The organism is Gordonia sp. (in: high G+C Gram-positive bacteria) (assembly GCF_012515855.1).
Taxonomy (GTDB): Bacteria; Actinomycetota; Actinomycetes; order Mycobacteriales; family Mycobacteriaceae; genus Gordonia.
This window is the reverse complement of record NZ_JAAYXO010000091.1, coordinates 1-20,665: the sequence shown is the minus strand read 5'-3', so window position 1 is coordinate 20,665 and position 20,665 is coordinate 1. Positions and strand designations below refer to the sequence as shown.

The 20,665-nt window shown below is 68.5% G+C and carries 21 protein-coding genes; 11 read left to right on the top strand and 10 right to left on the bottom strand.

What is annotated here, in order from left to right; all coding sequences use genetic code 11:
- Nucleotides 1-39: 39 nt before the first annotated feature.
- From GX543_RS07035 to GX543_RS07010, 6 genes are all read left to right on the top strand, one after another.
- A complete protein-coding gene (locus GX543_RS07035; protein WP_290850872.1) occupies nucleotides 40-1,152 on the top strand; it encodes a resuscitation-promoting factor in 1,113 nt (370 codons plus the stop codon).
- A 67-nt stretch (nucleotides 1,153-1,219) separates the two neighbouring features.
- Nucleotides 1,220-2,113, top strand: coding sequence for a 16S rRNA (adenine(1518)-N(6)/adenine(1519)-N(6))-dimethyltransferase RsmA (rsmA, locus tag GX543_RS07030; protein WP_290850870.1), 894 nt, complete (start codon nucleotides 1,220-1,222; stop codon nucleotides 2,111-2,113).
- Nucleotides 2,113-3,030, top strand: a complete 918-nt coding sequence (locus GX543_RS07025) for a 4-(cytidine 5'-diphospho)-2-C-methyl-D-erythritol kinase (protein WP_290850878.1) — start codon at nucleotides 2,113-2,115, stop codon at nucleotides 3,028-3,030. Before rsmA ends, GX543_RS07025 begins: the two co-directional genes overlap by 1 nt.
- A 24-nt stretch (nucleotides 3,031-3,054) precedes the next feature.
- The gene (locus GX543_RS07020) at nucleotides 3,055-4,890 is read left to right on the top strand and encodes an ABC-F family ATP-binding cassette domain-containing protein (RefSeq protein WP_290850868.1); all 1,836 of its coding nucleotides are present in this window, start codon (nucleotides 3,055-3,057) and stop codon (nucleotides 4,888-4,890) included.
- A gap of 125 nt (nucleotides 4,891-5,015) precedes the next feature.
- On the top strand, nucleotides 5,016-5,597 hold the full coding sequence (locus tag GX543_RS07015) for a DUF4282 domain-containing protein (RefSeq protein ID WP_290850866.1): 582 nt from the start codon (nucleotides 5,016-5,018) through the stop codon (nucleotides 5,595-5,597).
- Between the two features lie 135 nt (nucleotides 5,598-5,732).
- Nucleotides 5,733-6,734: an enoyl-CoA hydratase/isomerase family protein gene (locus tag GX543_RS07010; RefSeq protein WP_290850864.1), complete on the top strand. Its 1,002-nt coding sequence runs from the start codon at nucleotides 5,733-5,735 to the stop codon at nucleotides 6,732-6,734.
- Between the two features lie 16 nt (nucleotides 6,735-6,750).
- On the opposite strand, the gene GX543_RS07005 is transcribed toward GX543_RS07010, so the two are convergent.
- The 3 genes from GX543_RS07005 to GX543_RS06995 all read right to left on the bottom strand — a co-directional run bounded on the left by GX543_RS07005 (nucleotide 6,751) and on the right by GX543_RS06995 (nucleotide 10,330).
- Complete coding sequence (locus GX543_RS07005; RefSeq protein WP_290850862.1) at nucleotides 6,751-7,449, bottom strand: hypothetical protein; 699 nt, start codon at nucleotides 7,447-7,449, stop codon at nucleotides 6,751-6,753.
- Nucleotides 7,450-7,477: 28 nt separating this feature from the next.
- A complete protein-coding gene (locus GX543_RS07000) occupies nucleotides 7,478-9,085 on the bottom strand; it encodes a peptide chain release factor 3 (protein ID WP_290850860.1) in 1,608 nt (535 codons plus the stop codon).
- A 225-nt stretch (nucleotides 9,086-9,310) separates the two neighbouring features.
- Nucleotides 9,311-10,330 (bottom strand): beta-ketoacyl-ACP synthase III, encoded by a 1,020-nt coding sequence (locus GX543_RS06995; RefSeq protein WP_290850859.1) that lies wholly within the window; start codon nucleotides 10,328-10,330, stop codon nucleotides 9,311-9,313.
- Nucleotides 10,331-10,538: 208 nt separating this feature from the next.
- Between GX543_RS06995 and GX543_RS06990 the strand changes: the two genes are divergently transcribed.
- Nucleotides 10,539-11,555 carry an ATP-binding cassette domain-containing protein gene (locus GX543_RS06990; protein WP_290850857.1) on the top strand — a complete coding sequence of 339 codons (1,017 nt, stop codon included), beginning with the start codon at nucleotides 10,539-10,541 and terminating at the stop codon, nucleotides 11,553-11,555.
- A complete protein-coding gene (locus GX543_RS06985) occupies nucleotides 11,539-12,300 on the top strand; it encodes an ABC transporter permease (RefSeq protein WP_290850855.1) in 762 nt (253 codons plus the stop codon). Before GX543_RS06990 ends, GX543_RS06985 begins: the two co-directional genes overlap by 17 nt.
- A 6-nt stretch (nucleotides 12,301-12,306) precedes the next feature.
- Here the strand turns inward: GX543_RS06985 and GX543_RS06980 are convergent, their stop codons facing one another.
- Nucleotides 12,307-12,822: a nuclear transport factor 2 family protein gene (locus tag GX543_RS06980; protein WP_290850853.1), complete on the bottom strand. Its 516-nt coding sequence runs from the start codon at nucleotides 12,820-12,822 to the stop codon at nucleotides 12,307-12,309.
- Between the two features lie 131 nt (nucleotides 12,823-12,953).
- Here GX543_RS06980 and GX543_RS06975 point away from each other — a divergent pair, with 131 nt between their 5' ends.
- Nucleotides 12,954-14,069, top strand: a complete 1,116-nt coding sequence (locus GX543_RS06975) for an NADH:flavin oxidoreductase (RefSeq protein WP_290850851.1) — start codon at nucleotides 12,954-12,956, stop codon at nucleotides 14,067-14,069.
- A gap of 60 nt (nucleotides 14,070-14,129) precedes the next feature.
- Here GX543_RS06975 and GX543_RS06970 read toward each other — a convergent pair whose 3' ends face one another.
- The 5 genes from GX543_RS06970 to GX543_RS06950 all read right to left on the bottom strand — a co-directional run bounded on the left by GX543_RS06970 (nucleotide 14,130) and on the right by GX543_RS06950 (nucleotide 19,442).
- Nucleotides 14,130-15,206: a beta-ketoacyl-ACP synthase 3 gene (locus GX543_RS06970; RefSeq protein ID WP_290850877.1), complete on the bottom strand. Its 1,077-nt coding sequence runs from the start codon at nucleotides 15,204-15,206 to the stop codon at nucleotides 14,130-14,132.
- 160 nt (nucleotides 15,207-15,366) lie between these two features.
- On the bottom strand, nucleotides 15,367-16,653 hold the full coding sequence (locus tag GX543_RS06965) for an MFS transporter (RefSeq protein ID WP_290850849.1): 1,287 nt from the start codon (nucleotides 16,651-16,653) through the stop codon (nucleotides 15,367-15,369).
- Nucleotides 16,650-18,035 (bottom strand): GH1 family beta-glucosidase, encoded by a 1,386-nt coding sequence (locus GX543_RS06960; RefSeq protein ID WP_290850847.1) that lies wholly within the window; start codon nucleotides 18,033-18,035, stop codon nucleotides 16,650-16,652. The genes GX543_RS06965 and GX543_RS06960 overlap by 4 nt, the downstream gene beginning before the upstream one ends.
- Before the next feature lie 208 nt (nucleotides 18,036-18,243).
- Entirely contained in the window at nucleotides 18,244-18,813 is a 570-nt protein-coding gene (gene pth, locus GX543_RS06955) for an aminoacyl-tRNA hydrolase (protein WP_290850845.1), read from the bottom strand.
- Between the two features lie 26 nt (nucleotides 18,814-18,839).
- Nucleotides 18,840-19,442 carry a 50S ribosomal protein L25/general stress protein Ctc gene (locus GX543_RS06950; RefSeq protein WP_290850843.1) on the bottom strand — a complete coding sequence of 201 codons (603 nt, stop codon included), beginning with the start codon at nucleotides 19,440-19,442 and terminating at the stop codon, nucleotides 18,840-18,842.
- A 163-nt stretch (nucleotides 19,443-19,605) separates the two neighbouring features.
- Here GX543_RS06950 and GX543_RS06945 point away from each other — a divergent pair, with 163 nt between their 5' ends.
- Nucleotides 19,606-20,064: a limonene-1,2-epoxide hydrolase family protein gene (locus GX543_RS06945; RefSeq protein WP_290850841.1), complete on the top strand. Its 459-nt coding sequence runs from the start codon at nucleotides 19,606-19,608 to the stop codon at nucleotides 20,062-20,064.
- 7 nt (nucleotides 20,065-20,071) lie between these two features.
- On the opposite strand, the gene arsC is transcribed toward GX543_RS06945, so the two are convergent.
- The gene (arsC, locus tag GX543_RS06940) at nucleotides 20,072-20,416 is read right to left on the bottom strand and encodes an arsenate reductase (glutaredoxin) (protein ID WP_290850839.1); all 345 of its coding nucleotides are present in this window, start codon (nucleotides 20,414-20,416) and stop codon (nucleotides 20,072-20,074) included.
- A 63-nt stretch (nucleotides 20,417-20,479) separates the two neighbouring features.
- Here arsC and GX543_RS06935 point away from each other — a divergent pair.
- Nucleotides 20,480-20,665, top strand: a 186-nt coding sequence (locus tag GX543_RS06935) for a hypothetical protein (RefSeq protein ID WP_290850837.1), incomplete at its 3' end; no start/stop codon positions are given.

The window sequence follows — 20,665 nt, the reverse complement described above, 5'->3', positions numbered from 1 at the left end:
GCCGACGCGGATAGATGTATCCGACCCGGCAGGGAAAAGATGTCTGTTTTCAAACGTATTAACTCGTCCTCGTCCATGCGTGCCCGCGTCGCCCTGGGCGCCGTGCTGGCCACCGTTGCCGCCGGTGCGACCACCGGCGCCGTCCTCCACAAGGAGGTGACCCTCGCGGTCGACGGTCAGCACACCACGGTCAGCACCATGGCGTTCTCGGTCGAGGACGTGCTCCGTGACAACGGCATCGACCCCGAAGCCGGCGACAAGGTGAACGTCGACCTGGCGGCCGCGCCCCAGGACCAGCAGGTCATCTCCATCGACCGTCTCAAGAAGGTGCAGCTGGTGGTCGACGGCAAGCCCGTCAGCATCACCACCAACGCCTCCACCGTCGCCGAAGTCCTCGCCGAGCGCGGCATGGAGTCGAGCGCCGTGGCCGAGCCCCTCAATGAGGTGCTCCCGGTCGACGGATCCGATCTCGACGTGACCTCGCCGAAGCGGGTCACGCTGGACGACGGCGGCAAGAAGTCGACCCCGGTCGTCGCCGCCAAGACCGTCCGCGACCTCCTCGCGCGTACCGGCAAGCCGCTGACCGACACCGACAAGGTGGTTCCCGCCGCCGACACACCGGTCAGCAAGGACATGAAGGTCACCGTCACTCGCGTGACGACCGAGGACAAGACCGTCACCGAGGCCGTCAAGCCGCCGGAGAAGAAGATCGAAGACGACACCCTGATCCGCGGCCGCAAGGTCGTCGAGAAGAAGGGCACCCCGGGCAAGGCCGACGTGACCTACTCGATCAAGACCGTCAACGGCAAGGTCGTCGAGAAGAAGAAGCTGAACGAGAAGGTTCTCGTGGAGCCCACGCCTGCGACCGTCCGTGTCGGCACCAAGCCGGGCGCACCGTTCGAGCCGCACGGCGTCTGGGACGCCCTCGCCCAGTGCGAGGCGACCGGCGACTGGTCCATCAACACCGGTAACGGCTATTACGGCGGCGTCCAGTTCAACCAGTCCACCTGGGATCGCTGGGGCGGCCAGGAGTACGCACCGCGTGCCGACCTCGCCACCCGCGAGGAGCAGATCGCCATCGCGAAGAAGACGCAGGCCGCACAGGGCTGGGGCGCGTGGCCGCTCTGCTCGGCACGCCTGGGACTTCGGTAGACGCTGATCGACGGGCCCGCCGCGAGCTGTTTCGGCTCCCGGCGGGCCCATCAGTCACAATGATCAGGTGACCACCGACCAACCGCCCCGACTGCTCGGGCCAGCGGAGATCCGCGCGCTCGCCGCCGAACTCGACGTCCGGCCGACCAAGACGCTCGGGCAGAACTTCGTGCACGACGCGAACACGGTCCGGCGCATCGTCGCCGCATCGGGCATCGGCGCCGACGACATCGTTCTGGAAGTGGGCCCCGGTCTCGGGTCGCTGACCCTCGCTCTCCTCGCCGAAGCCGGTCGCGTGGTCGCGGTGGAGATCGACCGCAAACTGGCGGCACGACTGCCGCAGACCATCGCCGAGTTCGCGCCCGATCAGGCACGCAACTTCGACGTCGTCACCGCCGACGCGCTCGCGGTGATGCCCGACGACCTCCCGCAGACGCCGACCGCGCTGGTGGCCAACCTGCCGTACAACGTGGCCGTCCCGGTCCTGCTGCACCTGATGGCCGAGTTCCCGACCATCCGCACCGCGCTGGTGATGGTGCAGGCCGAGGTGGCCGATCGTCTCGCGGCCTCGCCGGGCGGTCGTATCTACGGCGTGCCCAGCGTCAAGGCGCGCTTCTACGGAGACGTCGCTCGCGCGGGCTCGATCGGCACACAGGTGTTCTGGCCCGAACCCAAGATTCAGTCGGGTCTGGTGCGCATCGATCGCCGCGATGCCTACGGGACCGACCGCGACCTGCGGACACGCACCTTCGCCGCGATCGACGCGGCCTTCGCGCAGCGACGCAAGACCATGCGCGCGGCGTTGGCATCGTGGGCGGGCACCGCGGCGCAGGCCGAGGAGTTCCTGCGCACCGCGGACATCGATCCGAGCATCCGCGGCGAGCGGCTCGACGTCGCCGACTTCGTCCGACTGGCGCAGGCCCGCAAGGACGCAGGCATCGACACGGGAGCCTCTCGGTGATCGGCGGCGCGACCGCCCGGGTGCCCGCGAAGATCAACCTCCACCTCGGTGTGGGACCGCTGCGCAGCGACGGCTATCACGAGTTGTCGACGCTGTACTGTGCGCTCTCGCTGTACGACGACGTCACCGTCCGCGCCGCTGACGAGCTGTCGGTCACGGTGACCGGCGAGAGTCGCAGGCAGGTCCCGGCCGACGCCACCAATCTCGCGGCGCGCGCCGTGGTGGCCCTGGCCACCCACGCGGGCGTCGACCCCCGGGTGGCGATCACCATCGACAAGAACATCCCGGTCGCGGGCGGCATGGCGGGCGGGTCCGCCGACGCCGCGGGAGCGCTCCTGGCCGCAGCTCGACTGTGGCGCCTCGACATCGGTCGGGACGAGCTCCTGGCGATCGCCGCGGACCTCGGGTCCGACGTCCCGTTCTCGGTCGTCGGCGGCGCGGCGCTCGGAACCGGGCGCGGCGAGCGCCTGCTGCCGGTGCTGCACCGCGGCGAGATGCACTGGGTGCTCGCAGTGGCGGGGACCGGACTGTCGACCCCGGCGGTCTACCGCGAGATCGACCGTCTCCGGGCGCGCGACGACGACCATCCCGCACCGGCGGGCACCGCCCGGCCCGACGCGCTCATGCAGGCGCTGGCCTCCGGCGACGTGCATGCCGCGGCCCCGCTGCTCCACAATGATCTGCAGCCGGCCGCGCTGTCGCTGCAGCCCATGCTGCGGCGCACCCTGCGCGCCGGACGAGAAGCGGGTGCCCTGGCCGGCCTGGTCTCCGGGTCCGGGCCCACCTGCGCGTTCCTCTGCGCGGACGCCGACGCAGCCGTGTCGGTGGCCGCAGAACTGTCCGGTTCGGGCGTGGCCAAGGCCGTCCGCACGGCCTCGGGGCCGGTACCGGGCGCCCGGCTGATCCCCACCAACTGAGTTCGAAGACAAGTAAGGAAGTCGATGGCCCCGCGCACCAACACGTCGCTGATCAATGCCGAACGGATCAGCAAGAGCTTCGGCATCAAGCCGCTGCTGGACGAGGTGAGCGTCGGCGTCCACGAAGGCGAACGGATCGGCGTCGTCGGCCTGAACGGCGGCGGCAAGACCACCCTGCTGGAGATTCTCGCCGGCATCACCGAGGTCGATTCGGGCAGGCTCTCGCGGGCGGGCGGCATCCACGTCGCGACGGTCACCCAGCGCGGCGACCTCGATCCCGAGGCGACCGTCGCCGACACGGTGGTCGGCCGGGACGTCCCCGAACACGAGTGGGCGGGCGATGCGCGGATCCGCGGCATCCTCGCCGGGATCGGCGTCGACGAGATCCTGCACCGTAAGGTCGGAGAGCTCTCCGGCGGGCAGCGTCGTCGCACCGCACTGGCTGCCGCGCTGGTCACCGATTCGGACCTGTTGATCCTGGACGAGCCGACCAACCACCTCGACATCGAAGGCGTCTACTGGCTGGCCGATCACCTGGTGAACCGTCGCAGCGCCCTGGTGGTCGTGACGCACGACCGCTGGTTCCTCGACACCGTCGCCAACCGGACCTGGGAGGTGCACTCCGGTCGGGTCGACGAGTACGAGGGCGGCTACAACGACTGGGTCTTCGCCCGCGCCGAGCGCGCCCGGCAGGCCGACGCCGCCGAGGAACGACGACGCAACCTCGCGCGAAAGGAACTGGCGTGGCTGCGCCGCGGCGCGCCCGCCCGCACCTCCAAGCCGCGCTACCGCGTCGAAGCGGCCGAGAAGCTGATCGCCAACGTCCCGCCGCCGCGCGACACCGTCGAACTGTCGGCGTTCGCCAAGCGGCGGCTCGGTCGCGTCGCCATCGAGCTCGAGAACGCGCACCTGGAGACGCCGTCGTCCGGCGACGAGCCCGGTCGCGTCCTGCTCGACGACACCACCTGGCGGCTGGCGCCCGGCGAGCGCATCGGTCTGGTCGGCGTCAACGGCTCGGGCAAGACCACGCTGCTCCGCGCGCTCGCGGGCGAGATCCCGGTGACGCCGGGTCGGCGCATCGAAGGTAAGACCGTCTCGATCGGCTGGCTGCGGCAGGAGCTCGACGACCTCGACCCGACCCTGCGTCTGCTCGAGGCGGTCGAAGAGGTCGCCGGTCACGTCATGCTCGGCGACAAGGAGCTGTCGGCCAGCCAGCTGGCCGAGCGGCTCGGCTTCTCGCCCGCCCGGCAGCGCACGCCGGTCGGTGATCTCTCGGGCGGCGAGCGTCGTCGCCTGCAGTTCACCCGGGTGCTGATGGCCGAGCCGAACGTGCTGCTGCTCGACGAGCCGACCAACGACCTCGACATCGACACCCTCCAACAATTGGAGGATCTGCTCGACGGCTGGGCCGGCACGCTCGTGGTGATCAGCCACGACCGCTACCTGATCGAGCGCGTCTGCGACACCACGTGGGCGTTGTTCGGCGACGGCAAGCTCACCAACCTGCCCCGCGGCATCGAGCAGTACCTGGAGCGACGCGCCGCGGACCAGGACGGCGGCGGAAAGGGGTCGGGCGCCAAGTCGGGCGGGCCGGCGAAGCCCACCGCCGCGGAGGCGAGCTCGGCGGGTGCGGGCCTGTCGGCGGCCGAGCATCAGGCCGCGCGCAAGGAGTTCAACGCGGTGGAGCGCAAGCTCGAGAAGGCCAACGCGCAGATCGCCAAGATCCATGCGAAGATGGCCGATTTCGATCAGAGTGATTACGCGGGACTCGGTGATCTCACCGAGAAGCTGCGTGCCGCCGAGACCGAGGTGGAAGAACTCGAGGAGCGCTGGCTGGAGTTGTCGGAGCTGGTCGGCTGAACCGAGCGTTGTCGCGGTTTGAGACTTGCGTGGACGCAACGAGTGCAACAGTCTCAGGCAATTGTTATGTTTGACGCACCTGCACAGCGATCTCGGACGCCGGATCGCCCTTTCGAGAGGTTCGCATGACGACTCCGCCGAATGACCCCTTCAACCAGAACCAGCCCGAGGGGCAGCAGCCCGGCGGTCAGCCGCCGCAATACGGCCAGCAGCCCGATTTCGGCCAGACCGGCGGTCAGCCCCAGTACGGCCAGCAGCCCCAAGCCGGTCAGCCCCAATACGGTCAGCAGCCCGGCAGCGACTACACCCAGCAGTTCGGGGCGTTCAACCCGGGACAGCAGGCCGCAGCCGCGGCACCGCAGCCGGAGCTGCAGCCGGAGGACCGCGGGTCGTTCTTCTCCGCGCTCTTCGACTTCCAGTTCTCCAAGCTGGTCGCGACCCGGGTGATTCCGGTGCTCTACATGGTCATCACGATCATCTTCACCATCGGCGCCGTCGTCGCGTTGATCAGCGGCGTCGTCAGCAGCTTCGCAATGATGGGCGACAGCGTCGGGGTGGGCTTGGTATCCCTGATCGCCGTGCTGATCTTCGTGCCGCTGTTCTACCTGGTGTACCTGATCATCGCTCGCATCATGCTCGAGCTGTACCTGCAGATCTTCCGCATCAGCCAGCACACCGCGCGCATTGCGGAGAACACTGCGAAGTAGCGCAGTTCGGCTGGACACGTCCCCGCGGCGTGCTCGAGGACCCGATCCTCGAGCGCACCCGCGGGGACGTCTGCGTTCGTCCGGACTGCTCGTCGGCGGAGACTGGGATTCGGGGGCTGCGATAACGTGACCGGCATGTCATACATTCGCACCGAGGTGCACGGCGGCGTCGGCGAGATCATCCTCGACCGGCCCCGCGCCCTGAATGCCCTGGATCTGTCGATGATCGACGATATGACGTCGGTCCTCGAGAAGTGGGGCGACGACGACAGCATCGAGACGGTGCTCGTGACCTCGGCGAGCGACCGCGCGTTCTGCGCCGGGGGCGACATCCGGGCGATTCGAGACCATGTGCTCGCCGGCGAGACCGACCAGGTGACCCATTATTTCGCTGCCGAGTACCGACTCAATCTGCTCATCGCGGAGTACCCGAAGCCCTACATCGCGATCGTCGACGGCGCGGCGATGGGCGGAGGCCTTGGCATCAGCGTCCACGGTGAGATCCGGATCGTCTCGGAGAAGGCCTTGATCGCGATGCCCGAGACGGCCATCGGTTTCTTTCCCGACGTGGGCGCCACGTACTTTCTGCCGCGTCTGCCGAAGGGCGTCGGGATGTGGCTCGGCCTCACCGGTGCCCGGATCGGCGGCGCCGACGCCGTCGCGATCGGCCTCGCCACGCACTTCGTCCCGTCGGATCAGATCGGCGGCGTCGCCGAGGCCGTCCGGACGGGCGCCCCGCTGCGCGAGGTGCTCGCCGACCATCGCTCGCCGATCACCTCCGACCTTCCGCTGCGCCAGATCGCCGAGTACTTCGACGGCAGCAGCGTGGTCGGGATCGCAGGCGGTCTGCGCGGCGCGGTGGGCGATCCATGGGCCGAGGAGATGATCGACCTGTTGGCCTCGGCGTCGCCGATGAGCCTGGCGGTGACCGCTCGGCTGATCGAGGCGGGAGAGTCGTCGTCGCTGGCCGAATGCCTGGACCGCGAACTCGGCGCCGCGGGCCGGATGACGGCGCATCCCGACTTCGCCGAAGGCGTCCGCGCAGTGCTGGTCGACAAGGACCGTGATCCGCAGTTCGCGAACGGTTCGGTGGACGAGGTCGACGAGGCCGCGGCGGCGACGATCGCCGGCGCCTGAGCGCTGTCCGGGCGAGTTACTTGGCGACCTCGAAGAGGCCCGAGACCACCGCGGTCTTGGGCGCTCCGGCGGGGTTCTGCGAGTCCTCGTGCCCGACGTCGTCGGTGGGATCCAACGGGTTGGCCGACTGCGCGATGGCTTCCGGGCAGGTGAACTTCCCGGCCGCCTTGTTCTCGGTGACGGTCGGCAGTTCCAGCGTGCACGTGGACGAGGTGTAATACACGCCGTCGAGCGAGACACCCACGGTGGCGGTGATGGGGGAACCGGGCGTGCGAGCCGATGCGCCGACCGGCCACGGAAGGATTCCGCCCGCGAGGTCCACCGCGAGGAACTCCACCTGGGCGCCCTCGCCGCGGTCGCCCGCGAAGGTGAAGAGCAGCGCGTCGGGCGGGACCACCGGATCGGTGCGACCCGACTTGGTGAACTGGACGCAGCGGGTGGCGCCGTCGACGGGCGTCACGGCGATGTTCATCTCGCCGCTGGAGTAGTTGAGGCCGTACCCGCTGCGGACCACCGGGCCGGACTGCGGCGTCTTCTGGCAGTCGGCAGCGGCGATCTGCTCGGTGGTCGCCTGCGTGGGAGCGGGCGCCGGTGCAGGCACCGAGGCGCTGGTGGACGAGGTCGAGGAGCTGCCGCCGCCCCCGCACGCGGTCAGCGCGAGAAGGAGAGCGGCACCGGCGGCCGCCGAGGCGACCGTCGCACGGTTACGGTTCATTGATTTCGGCCTTCGGGGCTTCGTCCGACTAGTCCGCCGCCGCGACCAGCGGTTCCAGGAACAGATCGGGATGCTCTTTCTCGATGTACTGCAGGCGCCACTTGTCCGAGAACAGCGCCAGGATCGCGCCGTCGGACCGGGTGAAGACCTCGACGCCGCGCTGGCGGTCGAGTTCCGTGGCACTTGCCTCGTCGGTGCGACGGGCCATCGAGTAGCCGAGCGGCTCGACGATCGTGTCGACGTTGAACTCGGCCTTCATCCGGGCGGTGACCACCTCGAACTGCATCGGGCCGACGGCGGCCATCACCGGGGAGGCGTCGCCGCGGATGTCGTTGCGGAGCACCTGCACCACGCCCTCGGCGTCCATCTGGTCGACGGCCTTGCGGAACTGCTTGTACTTGTCGGCGGTGGTGACGCGCAGCGCCGAGAAGTGCTCGGGCGCGAACGAGGGGATCGGCGGGTACTGCACCTTCGGGTCGATGAAGAGGGTGTCGCCGGGTGCCAGGGCCATCGCGTTGACGAGACCGACGACGTCACCTGGGTAGGCGTTGTCGACCGTCGAGCGGTCGCGGCCGAACACCGCCTGCGCGTACTTGGTGGCGAAGGGCTTGCCGGTCTGGGCGTGTGTCACGACCATGCCGCGCTCGAACTCGCCGGACACGATGCGCATGTAGGCCAGGCGGTCGCGGTGGCTGGTGTCCATGCCCGCCTGCACCTTGAAGACGACGGCGCTGAACGGGTCGGTCACCTCGCGCTCGGTGCCGTCGACGGACTCCCGGCCGCGGGGCGGCGGCGCGAACTCCACCAGCGCGTCGAGCAGCTGGCGGACGCCGAAGTTCAACATCGCCGAGGTGAAGATCATGGGAGAGGTCTGGCCGGCCAGGAACATCTCCTGGTCGTGGTCCTGGCCGAGCTCGGCGAGCAGCTCGCTCTCCTCCTGCGCGGCCACCCAGGCATCGCCCTCGCGCGCGGCGGCGTCGTCGGCGCTCATCAGGATCTCGGGTGCGATCTTGGCGCCGCCCGCGGTGCGCTCGAAGTGGATGTACTCGCCGGTGCGGCGGTCGAGGAGCCCGCGGTAGTCGCCCGCGATGCCGACCGGCACGTACAGCGGGGTCGGGATCAGGCCGATGCGTTCGCTGATCTCGTCGATCAACTCCAGCGGTGTCTGACCGGGCCGGTCCCACTTGTTCACCACGGTGATCACCGGGATGCCGCGGTGACGACACACCTGGAACAGTTTCAGGGTCTGCGGCTCCAGGCCCTTGGCGGCATCTATCAGCATCACTGCGGCGTCGACTGCGGTCAGCACGCGGTAGGTGTCCTCCGAGAAGTCGGAGTGACCCGGGGTGTCGACCAGGTTGATGACGTTCGGGATGTCGGAGGTCGACGACTCCGGCGTGTAGTTGAACTGCAGCGCGGTGGAGGTGACCGAGATGCCGCGCGCCTTCTCCATCTCCATCCAGTCCGACACCGTGGCTCGACGACTGCCCTTGCCGTGGACCGCGCCCGCTTCACTGATCATGTGGGCGTGCAGCGCCAGGGCTTCGGTCATCGTCGACTTGCCGGCATCGGGGTGGGAGATGATGGCGAACGTACGTCGACGGTTTACTTCACGGCGGATGACCTCGGAACTCACCCGTCTACGCTATCGGTTTTGCGTGGTAGTGGGGAAATTGGGGCGGAGAGGCCGTCCACCCCGAGCAGTCGCATCAGTCTTTCGGTGGCATCGACAAAATCAGCCCGCTCATCGAGGTCTGACGGCGATCTGCCTTCGGAGGGCGATGAGCGGGCTGATCTTGGCGGCAGGGTGGAGGTTCCAAAGTGACTCGCCGACGGCGTCGACCAGGGAGGGGTTACTCCGTCATTCGAAAGGGATCGGCGGCATCTTGACCACCTGCGCAGCGTAACTGAGGCCCGCGCCGTAGCCGAGGAGGAGTGCGGTGTCTCCGGGCTTGGCCGCCCCGGTCGAGAGCAGCTCGTCCATCGCGAGCGGGATCGATGCCGCCGAGGTGTTGCCGGTTCGCTCGATGTCGTTGGCGACCACCGTGGTCTCCGGGAACTTGAGGCTGCGGGCCAGCAGGTCGTTGATCCGAGAGTTGGCCTGGTGGGGGACGAACACGTCGATGTCGGAGGCGTCGACCTTGGCCACGTCCATGGCCCGCTGCGCTGCCTTGCCCATCTCGAACGCGGCCCAGCGGAACACCGCGGTGCCCTCGAGTCGCAGGTAGGGACGCTTCTCGATGTCACCGCCGTCCATGTAGCTGATCCAGTCGATGTCCTGGCGGATGGCGTTGAACTGGGTGCCGTCGCTGCCCCACACCACCGGGCCGAGTTCCTGCTGCTCGGTCGGTCCGACGACCACCGCGGCGGCGCCGTCGCCGAAGATGAAGCAGTTGGTGCGGTCGGTCATGTCGAGCGTCACCGACAGCTGCTCGGCGCCGATCACCAGCACGTGGCTGGCGCTGCCGCCGCGCACCATGTCGGAGGCGATCGACATCGCGTAGCCGAAGCCCGCGCAGCCGACGGTCACGTCGAAGGCGGGGACACCGTTGGCGCCCAGCTCGGTGGCGATGGCCGTCGCGCCCGCGGGCGTCAGCAGCAGGTGGGTGTTGGTGGCGAGGATGACCGCGTCGATGTCCGCACCGGAGAGCAGGGCGTTGGCGATGGCCTTGCGTCCGGCGTGGATGCCCATCTCCACCACGGTCTCGTCGCGCCGAGCGAAACGGCGGCTCTTGATGCCGGTGCGGGTGTAGATCCACTCGTCCGAGGAGTCGATGTACTCGCAGATCTCGTCGTTGGTGACCACGCGTTCGGGCCGGTACGAACCGATCCCGAGCATGCCGATCTTCTGCGTGCCTACTGCCTCGGGCAACTCCACCATCGGACGACTCCCATGCTTGATTCCGTGTGCGGCGGCACACTCCTTTTTCGACAGTCTCACGACCACCCGGCTACCCGGAAGTAGTACTGGCGAGTCACTTCTCGATTTCGTCGTCGCGAGAGCGGCAAATCCCGTTGACACGTTCCGGAGCCGGTCACAGAATTGTTGAGTCGAGGCGAGGTAGCTCGATCGGACGATAGGGGACCGGATGATTCACGCCCGCGGCCTGGCGGCGACGTTCGTGACGGGCAAGGGGAAGAAGCAACGGGAAGTGCGGGCGGTCGCCGGCGTCGACCTCGACATCGCCGAAGGCGAAGTCGTCGGCTTCCTCGGCCCCAACGGGGCGGGCAAGACCACCACCCTCCGCATGTTGACCACGCTGCTCCGGCCCACCGCGGGCACGGCGACCGTCAACGGCTTCGACATCGTGTCCCAGTCACTCGAGGTGCGGCGCAGCATCGGCTACGTCTCGCAGATGGGATCGACGTTCTCGCAGGCCCTCGCGGGCGACGAAGTGGCCGACCACGGGCAGCTGTACGGAATGAGCCGCCGGGAGGCCGTCGCCCGCGGGCAAGAACTGTTCTCGCAGCTGCAACTCGACGGACTCTGGGACCGGATGCCGAAGAACATGTCCGGCGGCCAGCGACGCCGGCTCGACATCGCCATGGGACTGATCCACGACCCGACGCTGGTCTTCCTCGACGAGCCGACCACCGGACTCGACCCCCAGGCGCGAGCCAATCTGTGGGACCACATCGGCAGGTTGCGCACCGAGCGGGGTGCGACGGTCTTTCTCACCACGCACTACCTCGACGAGGCCGACGCGCTGTCGGATCGGATCCTCATCATCGACAACGGGACCATCGTTGCCGCGGACACCCCGGAGAACCTGAAGTCGCAGGTGTCGGGCGACCTCGTGCACCTGGAGTTCACCGCGGCCGAGCCGGTCGCGCAGGCGGCGGCGCACCTCGAACGGCTCGGCGCCACCGAGATCGCGGTCTCCGGGTTCGGCGTCCGCGCCCGGCTCCGCGGCTCGGCGAAGGTGATCCCCGGTCTGCTGCGCGAGCTCGACGCCGGCGGCAGCGTGCTCGATTCCTTGGAGATCCTCCGACCGACCCTCGACGACGTCTTCCTGACCCTCACCGGCCGTAGCCTGCGCGACGCCGAAGCCACCACCGACGCCGCCACCGACACCGAGGAGGGGTCCGATGAGATTCCTGCGTGAGTCGTACATCGTCTTTCGCCGCCAACTGCGCATGAACCTGCGCAACCCGGCCTGGGTGCTGATCGGCATCATGCAGCCGGTCATGTACCTGGTTCTGTTCGGGCCGCTGCTGAAGCCGATCGTCGATCAGTTCCCCGGCGCGGGCGACAACGCCTACACCTTCCTGGTCCCCGGTCTGCTGGTGCAACTCGGCATGTTCGGCGCGATGTTCGCGGGTTTCGGCCTGATCGGCGAATGGCGCGAAGGTGTGATCGAAGCCGAACGCGTGACGCCCGCCAGCCGCACGGCGCTGCTGTTCGGCCGCCTGCTTCGCGACCTGCTCCAGCTGCTGGTTCAGGGGCTGATTCTGGTGGGGCTCGGTTTCGCGATGGGCATGCGCGGCTCCATCGTCGGCGTCGTGGTCGGCCTCGTGATCACGCTGATGGTCGGCGGCGCCTGCGCGGCGGCGTCGAACGCCCTGGCGCTCACCACCAAGAGCGAAGACGTCATGGCACCGGTGCTCAACATGCTTCTGATGCCGATCCTGCTGCTCTCCGGCATCCTGCTGCCGATGACGCTGGGCCCGGCGTGGCTCGAGCGGGTGTCGGACTTCATGCCGTTCCGCTGGATCGTCGACGCCGTGCGGTCGTCGTTCCTGGGCGACGTGGCGTCGCTCACGGTGGTCTGGGGCCTGCTGGCAGCGGTCGTCCTCAGTGCGCTCGGCGCCTGGTGGGGCACCAGCGTCTTCCGCAAGGAGAACGCCTGACGGTCGTCAGAGCTTCTTGGTGTAGTCGAAGAAGTGGGGGGTCGTGTCCTGCCGCAGCCGGGTGAGCTTGCGGTAGCTGATCAGCCAGCGACCGTCTTCCTTCCGGTACTCCTCGTGGTAGTGGCCGTATCCGTGCAGGTGCTCCTCGTGGTCGCCGTTGGTCCACCACAGCTTGTCCTCCATCGCCCAGATGCCGCGGGCGGTGGTGTCGGAGGTCAGCTCGATCTCCGGCATGTGGCCGTGATGGACGGTCGTCACGGGGGTGCCGCCGTCGAGCATGGTGCTGATCGCGGCGGTGAGCCGTTCCTTGCCGACGACCCGATTCGACGCGCCCTCGGTCTCCGGCTGCTTGTCCTTCGGCAGTCCGCCCCAGGTCTCGGAGACCACGTCGTCGGTGTGCAGCGTCGGGTAGACCTCCCACTGCTTGTTGTCCATGCAACGCAGGCGCGCGCAGAAGACCCGTTTGATCTCCTCGATGGCCTGGAGCTGCTCGGCGACGGAGAGGGTGAGTTCGGAAGCCATCCTCTCAACGTCTCAGCGGCGGCCCGGCTGGGCAAGGGGCGATTCCAGTCACCGGAATCGCGGCCACCCCGAAGCGCCGCGATCGGGGACACTCGAGACATGATGATCGATCGATTCGACGTGATGCCGCTGTGACGTCACTGTTCTCTCCCCTGAAAATCCGTTCCCTCGAGATCCGGAACCGGATCGTCATGTCGCCGATGACGCGCGAGTACTCGCCCGCCGGTGTGCCCGGACCCGACGTGGCCGCGTACTACACGCGCCGCGCAGCCGGCGGTACCGGACTCATCGTCACCGAGGGCGTCGCGATCGACCACCCGACCGCCGTCGACAGCACCGCCGTCCCGCGACTGCACGGCGACGCCGCCCTGGCCGGGTGGCGACGGGTGGTCGACGACGTGCACGCCGCGGGCGGACGGATCGTCCCGCAACTGTGGCACGTCGGACCGCTGTGGGGCGCGATGGCACGCGTCGATCCGGCCGTGCGCCCGATGCGGCCGTCCGGCCTGTGGGGCACACCCGGAAAAACCGTCTACCCGCAGTCGTACATCGACGCGAGCGCCGCTCCGACGTCGGCGATGACGCAGGCCGACATCGATGACGTCATCGCCGCCTACGTGCGGTCGGCGCGCAATGCGGTCGACGTCGGCTTCGACGGCATCGCCATCCATGCGGGCCACGGCTATCTGCTCGACGCGTTCCTCTGGGCCGACACCAACCGTCGCGACGACGAGTGGGGTGGCGACCTGGAGCGGCGCACCCGGTTCCCGGTGGCGGTGGTCCGGGCGATTCGCGCGGAGATCGGCGACGACCTGCCGATCTTCTACCGCTTCTCGCAGCACAAGCAGCAGGACTACCTGGCCCGGATCGCCGACACTCCCGACGAGCTCGGGGTGATTCTGCGGGCGCTGGCCGAGGCCGGCGTGGACGTCTTCGACGCCAGCGGTCGGCGCTTCGACCAGCCGGCTTTCGAGGGGAGCCCGCTGACCTTGGCGGGATGGGCGAAGGAGTTGACCGGCGCGATGAGCATGGCGGTCGGCAGCGTGGGCCTCACCACGTCACTGCGGGACCGGGGCCGGGCCGAGCCCGACTCTCTCGACAACGTGCACGCCCTGCTCGGCTCCGGTGAGATCGACTTGATCGCGGTCGGTCGGCTGCACCTGGCCGACCCCGACCTCGCGACGACCCTCCGAGCGGGATCGGTCCCGGTCTTCGACCGCGGCGTTCACGAGGCGACGCTGCATTAGTGCAGGCGTCGTGAGTGCCGGCGTCGCCCGAGCTTCCCGCTCGGGCGACGCCGCACGAAATCAGTCGACGATGCCCGCGAGATGCAGGGCCAGCTTGCCGGGCACCGCTTCGTCGAGGCCGTCGAACGACGAGACCTTGGGTGCGGGCGGCAGGGTGGCGACGCAACCCGCGTAGCTCAGGCCCGCGCCGAAGCCGAGCAGCAGCGCGAGCTGTCCGCCCTTGGCCTTGCCGGTCGCGAGCATCTCCTCCATGGCGAGGGGGATCGACGCGGCCGAGGTGTTCGCGGTCTGCTCGATGTCGCCCGCCATCGGGAGATCGTCGGGGAGTCCGAGGTTCTTCTTCATCAGGTCGTTGATGCGCGCGTTGGCCTGGTGCGGGATGAAGACCTCGATGTCCTCCGGGCCTGCGCCCGACTCGGTCAGCATCTTCGTCAGCGCCTTCGGCAGGGTGATGGCGGCCCAGCGGAACACGCGGGGACCCTCCATCTTGATGATCATGCGGCCGATGGGATCGGTCTCGGGATCCTTGCCCTGGTACTCTACCGCGCGCGCCATGTACTCGACGGTGTCGTGGTTCTGCTTGATGGCTTCGGCGTTCTCGCCGTCGCTGCCCGACACGATCGGCGAGATGCCGTTGACCTCGCTGGGGCCGACCAGCACGGCGCCCGCGCCGTCACCGAAGATGAAACCGGTGCTGCGATCGCGCGGATCCAGGCCCACCGACATGGTCTCGACGCCGATCACGACGACGTAGTTGGCGCTGCCCGCACGGATGGCGTCGCTCGCCACGCCGAGGGCGTAGCCGAAGCCGCCGCAGCCCGCAGCCACGTCGAACGCCGGGATGCCGTTGAGGCCGATGTCGGAGGCGATGATCGGAGCGCCGTGGGGAACGTTCCACGGCCAGCTGCTGGTGGCGAGGATGATCATGTCGACCTTGTCGCGGTCGATGCCCGAGTTGATGATGGCGCGATCGGCGGCCGCTGCCGACATCGAGCGCATGGTCTCGTCGCCGCTGATCCACCGGCGCGCGTGGATGCCGCTGCGCTCGAAGATCCACTCGTCCGACGACTCCATCACCCGGCACAGCTGTTCGTTGGTGACCAGTTGCTTGGGCCGGTAGGCGCCGATGCCCAGCATCGCGATGTTCGTGTGACCTGACGTGGTAACCAGAGCTGCCAAGATAATCGTCCTCGTAATCAACTCCGGCGATTGAGCGCCGCCGGATACTCGCGGGTAATTCTACTTACGGTTGCAGTGGCGGTCAGCACAGGAGGGGGCACGAGTGCCGTTGCAAATATCACGCGATCGGTTGAACTGGGGTTTCGCGTGTCGCGTCGCCGGCGAACTTCTCTTTCGCGCGCAGCGTCATGAGTCCGCCCGCCACCGATAGCACTGACCCGGTGACGAAGACCAGCCAGAAGCCGCCGACCGCCGCAACCAGCCCGGCGCCGAGCATCGGGCCGAGCAGCTGGCCCAGCGCCGCCGACACGTTCACGATGCCGAGGTCGCGGCCGTGGTCCTCCTCGTGCGGCAGCAGGTCGGTGGCGAACGCCAGTCCGGTGGTCATGAAGGCGCCGTAACCGATGCCCATCAGCGCTGCGGCGATGAGGGTCGCGGTGAAGGTGGTGTGCGCGACGATCACCACGCCTGCGCAGGCTTGGATGCACGCCGCGACAGCGGTCAGGGTGCGACGGTGTCCGCGGCGGTCGGAGATGACGCCGAAGACGATGGAACTGCCGACCACGAAGATCGTGTAGACGACGATCAGGATCAACAGGTTGTTCTCGGCGTCCGCTTTCTCCTGCGTCAGGCCGTACAGCAGGAAGAAGAGCAGCAGCGACGTCCCGAGGGCGTTGCCGATGTTGCCGACCAGGCGGCCGCCCAGCATCCAGCAGAAGTCGCGGTCGCGGAGCGACGCCCACGGTCGGTCCTCGCTCCGCGCGGCCCGCACACTCTGCGGGACCGCCGGGTCGGGGAGTCCGAGCGATGCCCAGGTGCCGACCACGGCCACCAATGTCGCGAGCACCAGGTAGCCGGGGAGCACGTCGAGGCCGAGCATGACGATGACCCCGACGCCCAGCACGATGCCGAGTGCCTGCGACGACCCGATCGACGCCGACGCCGCACCCCGCTGGTCGGGCGGCAGCTGGTCGGGAATCATCGCGGTGAAGGCGGCCGAGGCGATCGCGACCGATGCCGAGACGCCGATCCAGCAGATCGCGACCAGCCAGGCCTCGTGCGCCAGTCCGGTCAGGACCAGGAACACCGCCATGCCCCACGACCCGCCCAGCGCCCATGGGCGACGACGCGCACCCAGCCATGCGGGGAACGACGAGCCGTCGGTCCGGTCGGACGCGGCGCCCGCGAGCGGGCCGGCGACCACGGCGACCAGCCCGCCGATGCCGAGGATCAATCCGGACACGACGATGCTGTAGATCCAGCGATCGCCGTCGTCGGAGGTCTGCTCGTCGAGTTGCAATGGCAGCAGCAACTGCAGCGGCGTCAGCTGGGCCATCCAGATGACGAGCCAGGCGAGGGTGAACAGCGTCATCCACCGGCGGCCGATCGGCGCCGGACGGGTCATGCGCGGTTCTCCGCGATCACCCTGCCGTACCAGTCGTACGAGGTCTTCGGGGTCCGGGTCGCCGTCTCGAAGTCCACGTGGACCAGCCCGAAGCGCTGGGTGAAGCCGTCCGCCCACTCGAAGTTGTCGAGCAGCGACCACACGGTGTACTCCTGCACGTCGGCACCGGCCTCGATGGCCTCGCCGACGGCGCCGATGTGCCCGGCGAGGTACGAGATCCGGTCGGCGTCACAGATCACCTTGGCGCGATCGGGCTCCGGGAACGACGCCCCGTTCTCGCTGATGATCAACGGCGGCAGACCGGGGTAGCGCTCGGTGAGATCGACCAGCAGATCGCGGAGGGCGCCGGGCACGATCGGCCAGTCGTCGCCGAAGCCGGTGACCGGTGCGCCCGGGGTCGGCACGATGTCGAAAGGGATCGGATTGCCCTCGCCGGTCGGTGCGGTGACCGTCGTCGGGTTGTAGAAGTTGACCGCGTAGAAGTCGGGGCGCGCGGAGATCAGCGCCATGTCGCCGTCGCGCACCGGCATCGACCTGTCGTACGCCGACATGTCCGGGTACTCGCCGGTGAGGATCGGGTCGGCGAAGATCCGGTTGTGGATCAGGTCGTACGCGGCGACCGCTGCGACGTCCGCGGGGTCATCGGCGCGCAGGGGGCGCACGTGCGTGTGGTTGTTGGCGAGGCCGACGGCCTCGGCGCCCCGCTCGCGCAGCACCGGCATCGCCAGTCCGTGTGCCAGCAGTTGATGATGCGCGGTCGGGAGCGCGTCGAAGATGAGGATCTCGCCCGGTGCCAGCTCGCCGGTCGCGTACCCCTGGAGCGTCGTCATCGCGGGTTCGTTGATCGTGTACCAGTGCTTCACGCGGTCGCCGAGGCGGTCGGCCACCAGCGCGGTGTAGTCGGCGAACCGTGCTGCGGTGTCGCGGGAGCGCCAGCCGCCCGCCTCGTTCAGCGGGACCGGCATGTCCCAGTGGAACAGAGTCGGGAACGGCGTCACCCCGGCTTCGAGCAGGCCGTCGACGAGCCGCGAATAGTAGTCGAGGCCCGCGGCGTTGGCGGCACCCGTGCCGTCGGGCTGAACCCGCGTCCACGAGATCGAGAAGCGGTAGCGGTCGAGTCCCAGATCGCCCGCGAGGGCGACGTCCTCGCGCCAGCGGTGATAGCTGTCGGGGCCGGGCTCGGCGGTGGAGCCGTCGATCACCTTGCCCGGGGTGTCGACCCACTCGTCCCAGATGGATCGGCCGCGTCCGCCCTCGGTCCGGGCGCCTTCGATCTGGAAGGCGGCCGTGGCGGCCGACCATCGGATCGGCCGCGGGAGTATCGGGACGGCGGGCGCATCAGACAGGCGGCTATCGGACGGTGAGCGCTCGGCGGCGGTCATGACGTGCGGACTCCTCGGTCGACTGCGCAGTCTTGATCAAACGATCAAGACCAGGATGGGGTCATCATCGCCTATTTGAGCCGCTGAGGCGGCCACTTGCGCAAAGTCGGCGCACGTTTGCCGGTGGTGGAGGAGAAACTGATGCCGCTGTTCACCCCGACAGGGAAGAACAGCGGCATCAGTCGAATCTGGGACGCGCCCATGTGTACTACGACCAGGCGTGCACGACATTCTGTGCGGCTTCCAAACCCTGCTTCACCAGGAGTTCGGCGGCGTCGACGCCATTGGCGATGAGCAACTCCACGTCGGCCTTGTCGGCACCGGGGAAGGGCTTCAGGACGAAATCCGCGGGATCCTGCCTGCCGGGCGGTCGGCCGATGCCGAGCCGCACGCGCAGGTAGTCGCGGGTGCCGACGGTCTGCGAGATGGACCGCAGACCGTTGTGGCCGCCTTCGCCGCCCCCGACCTTGAGTCGTACCGTGCCGAAATCGATGTCGAGTTCGTCGTGCAGCACGATGAGGTCTTCGGGCGCGACGGAGTAGTACGAGACCAGCGGGCCGATCTGGCGGCCGGTGACGTTCATGTACGTCCGCGACTTGGCGACGAGGACCGGTTCGCCGCCGATCCGCACGGTGGCGGTCAGGGCGCCGGAGCGCTTGTGCACCGAGAAGTTCTCGCCGTACGAGGAGACCAGGCTGTCGGCGACCATCGCGCCGACATTGTGCCTGGTCTTCTCGTAGGCGGGACCGGGGTTGCCCAGTCCGACAATGAGTTTCACTCAGAGTCCCATTCAGTCGCGCGGAATTACTCCGCGGCGGCCTCTTCTGCCTCGGCCTCTTCGCCCTCGGCGGGCTCAGCGGCGGCCTTCTGGGCCTCGACCGAGACGAGCAGCGCCTCGGGATCGGTGACCAGGGTGGAGCCCTCGGGCAGGGTGATCGAACCGGCGGTGATGTTGGTGGGAGCCTCGAGGCCCTCGACCGAGATCACGATGTGCTCGGGGATGTTCAGCGCGTCGGCCTCGATCTCGACGGTGCTGGCCTCGGAGACCACCAGGGTGCCCGACTGCGAGGTGCCCTCGACGAGGATGTTGACCTCGACGACGACCTTCTCGCCGCGCTTCACGATGAGGAGATCGACGTGCTCGATGTAGTTGCGCAGCGGGTGAACGTCGACCTGCTTGGTCAGTGCGAGCTGCTTCTCGCCCTCGATGTCGAGCTCGACGACGGCGTTGATGCCGCCGGCGCGGAAGATGGCCGACAGCTCGCGGTTCGGGAGCAGCAGGTGCTTCGGGTCGGTGCCGTGGCCGTACAGAACGGCGGGGACCTGGCCGGCGGCGCGGGCGCGACGCGCGGAGCCCTTGCCCTTCTCGGTACGGGCGGTGGTGGCGAGCTGCGGGGCGGTTGCCATGCGATTCTCCTAGGTTCGTCGATACTCGTGGTGACGCCTCGACGTCTGCACACACGGCCGCGAACCTCGGCGGCCGAAGCCGCTCCGGAATTTCTAACCGTCGCGCCGATTACGGTGATCAACACCCTCGCCGAGACAACGGGAGTCAGAATACCATCGCGGTATGACGTCAGAAAAGCCGACAGAACTGGTCCGTGCCTTCTTCACCGACCTCGCCCAGCGTCGCGTCGATGACGCGGTCGATCGTGTCGACGACGACATCGTCTACACCAACGTCTCGCTCGCGACGGTGCGCGGCCGTCAGCGCTTCGGCACGGTGATGCGCACACTGAACCGCGACGGGACCGGATTCGACGCGTCGATTCTCGCGATCAGCAGCGATGACGTCGGCGTGGTCCTGACCGAACGGATCGACGAACTGAAGGTTGGACCGCTGCGCGTGCAGTTCTGGGTCTGCGGCCGCCACGAGATCCGCGAGGGGCGGATCGCCCTGTGGCGCGACTACTTCGACTTCTGGAACTGCACGCGCGGATTCGTCCGCGCCGTTCTCGCGCTGGCGATCCCGCGTCTGCACAGGCCGTTGGTCGATCCGGTCAGCGCTTCTCGCGTCGCCGCGGGGTAACTGCTCGTCAGCCGAGCAGCTCGTCGATCTTGTCCACCGGTCGTGCCAGCCGGGCACCGGCGTCGGTGACGACGAACGGGCGTTCCACCAGGACCGGGTGTTCGACCATCGCGTCGAGGAGCTGCTCGTCGGAGGCCTCGGCGAGATTGAGCTCCTTGTAGAGCTTCTCGCGCTTACGGGCGGCCTGGCCGGGCGTGACGCCTGCGGCGTCGAACAACTCGGTCAGCTGCTCGCGCGTCCATCCGGCGTCGAGGTATTTGATCACCGTGGGCTCCACGCCGGCCTCGCGCAGTTTGGCGAGGGCGTTGCGGGAGGTCACGCAGCGGGGGTTGTGATAGATCGTCGCATCCACGACTCCCACGGTACGCGGCGCAGACCGCCGCGCGGGGCCGCTGCGCGTCGTACCATCCTTCAGATGGGGCTTCGATCGTTCGGACGAGTACTCGCCGCCCTCGCGATGCTCCTGGCCACGCTCGCGGGAGCGGCCTGGGCGGGCGGTGAGGCCTGCGCCTGCAGTTGCATGCCGGTCTCGCCGGACGAGGCCGTGGCTCGCTCAGATGCGGTGGTGGAAGGTCGTGCGATCGCGTCCACCGAGGAGGGC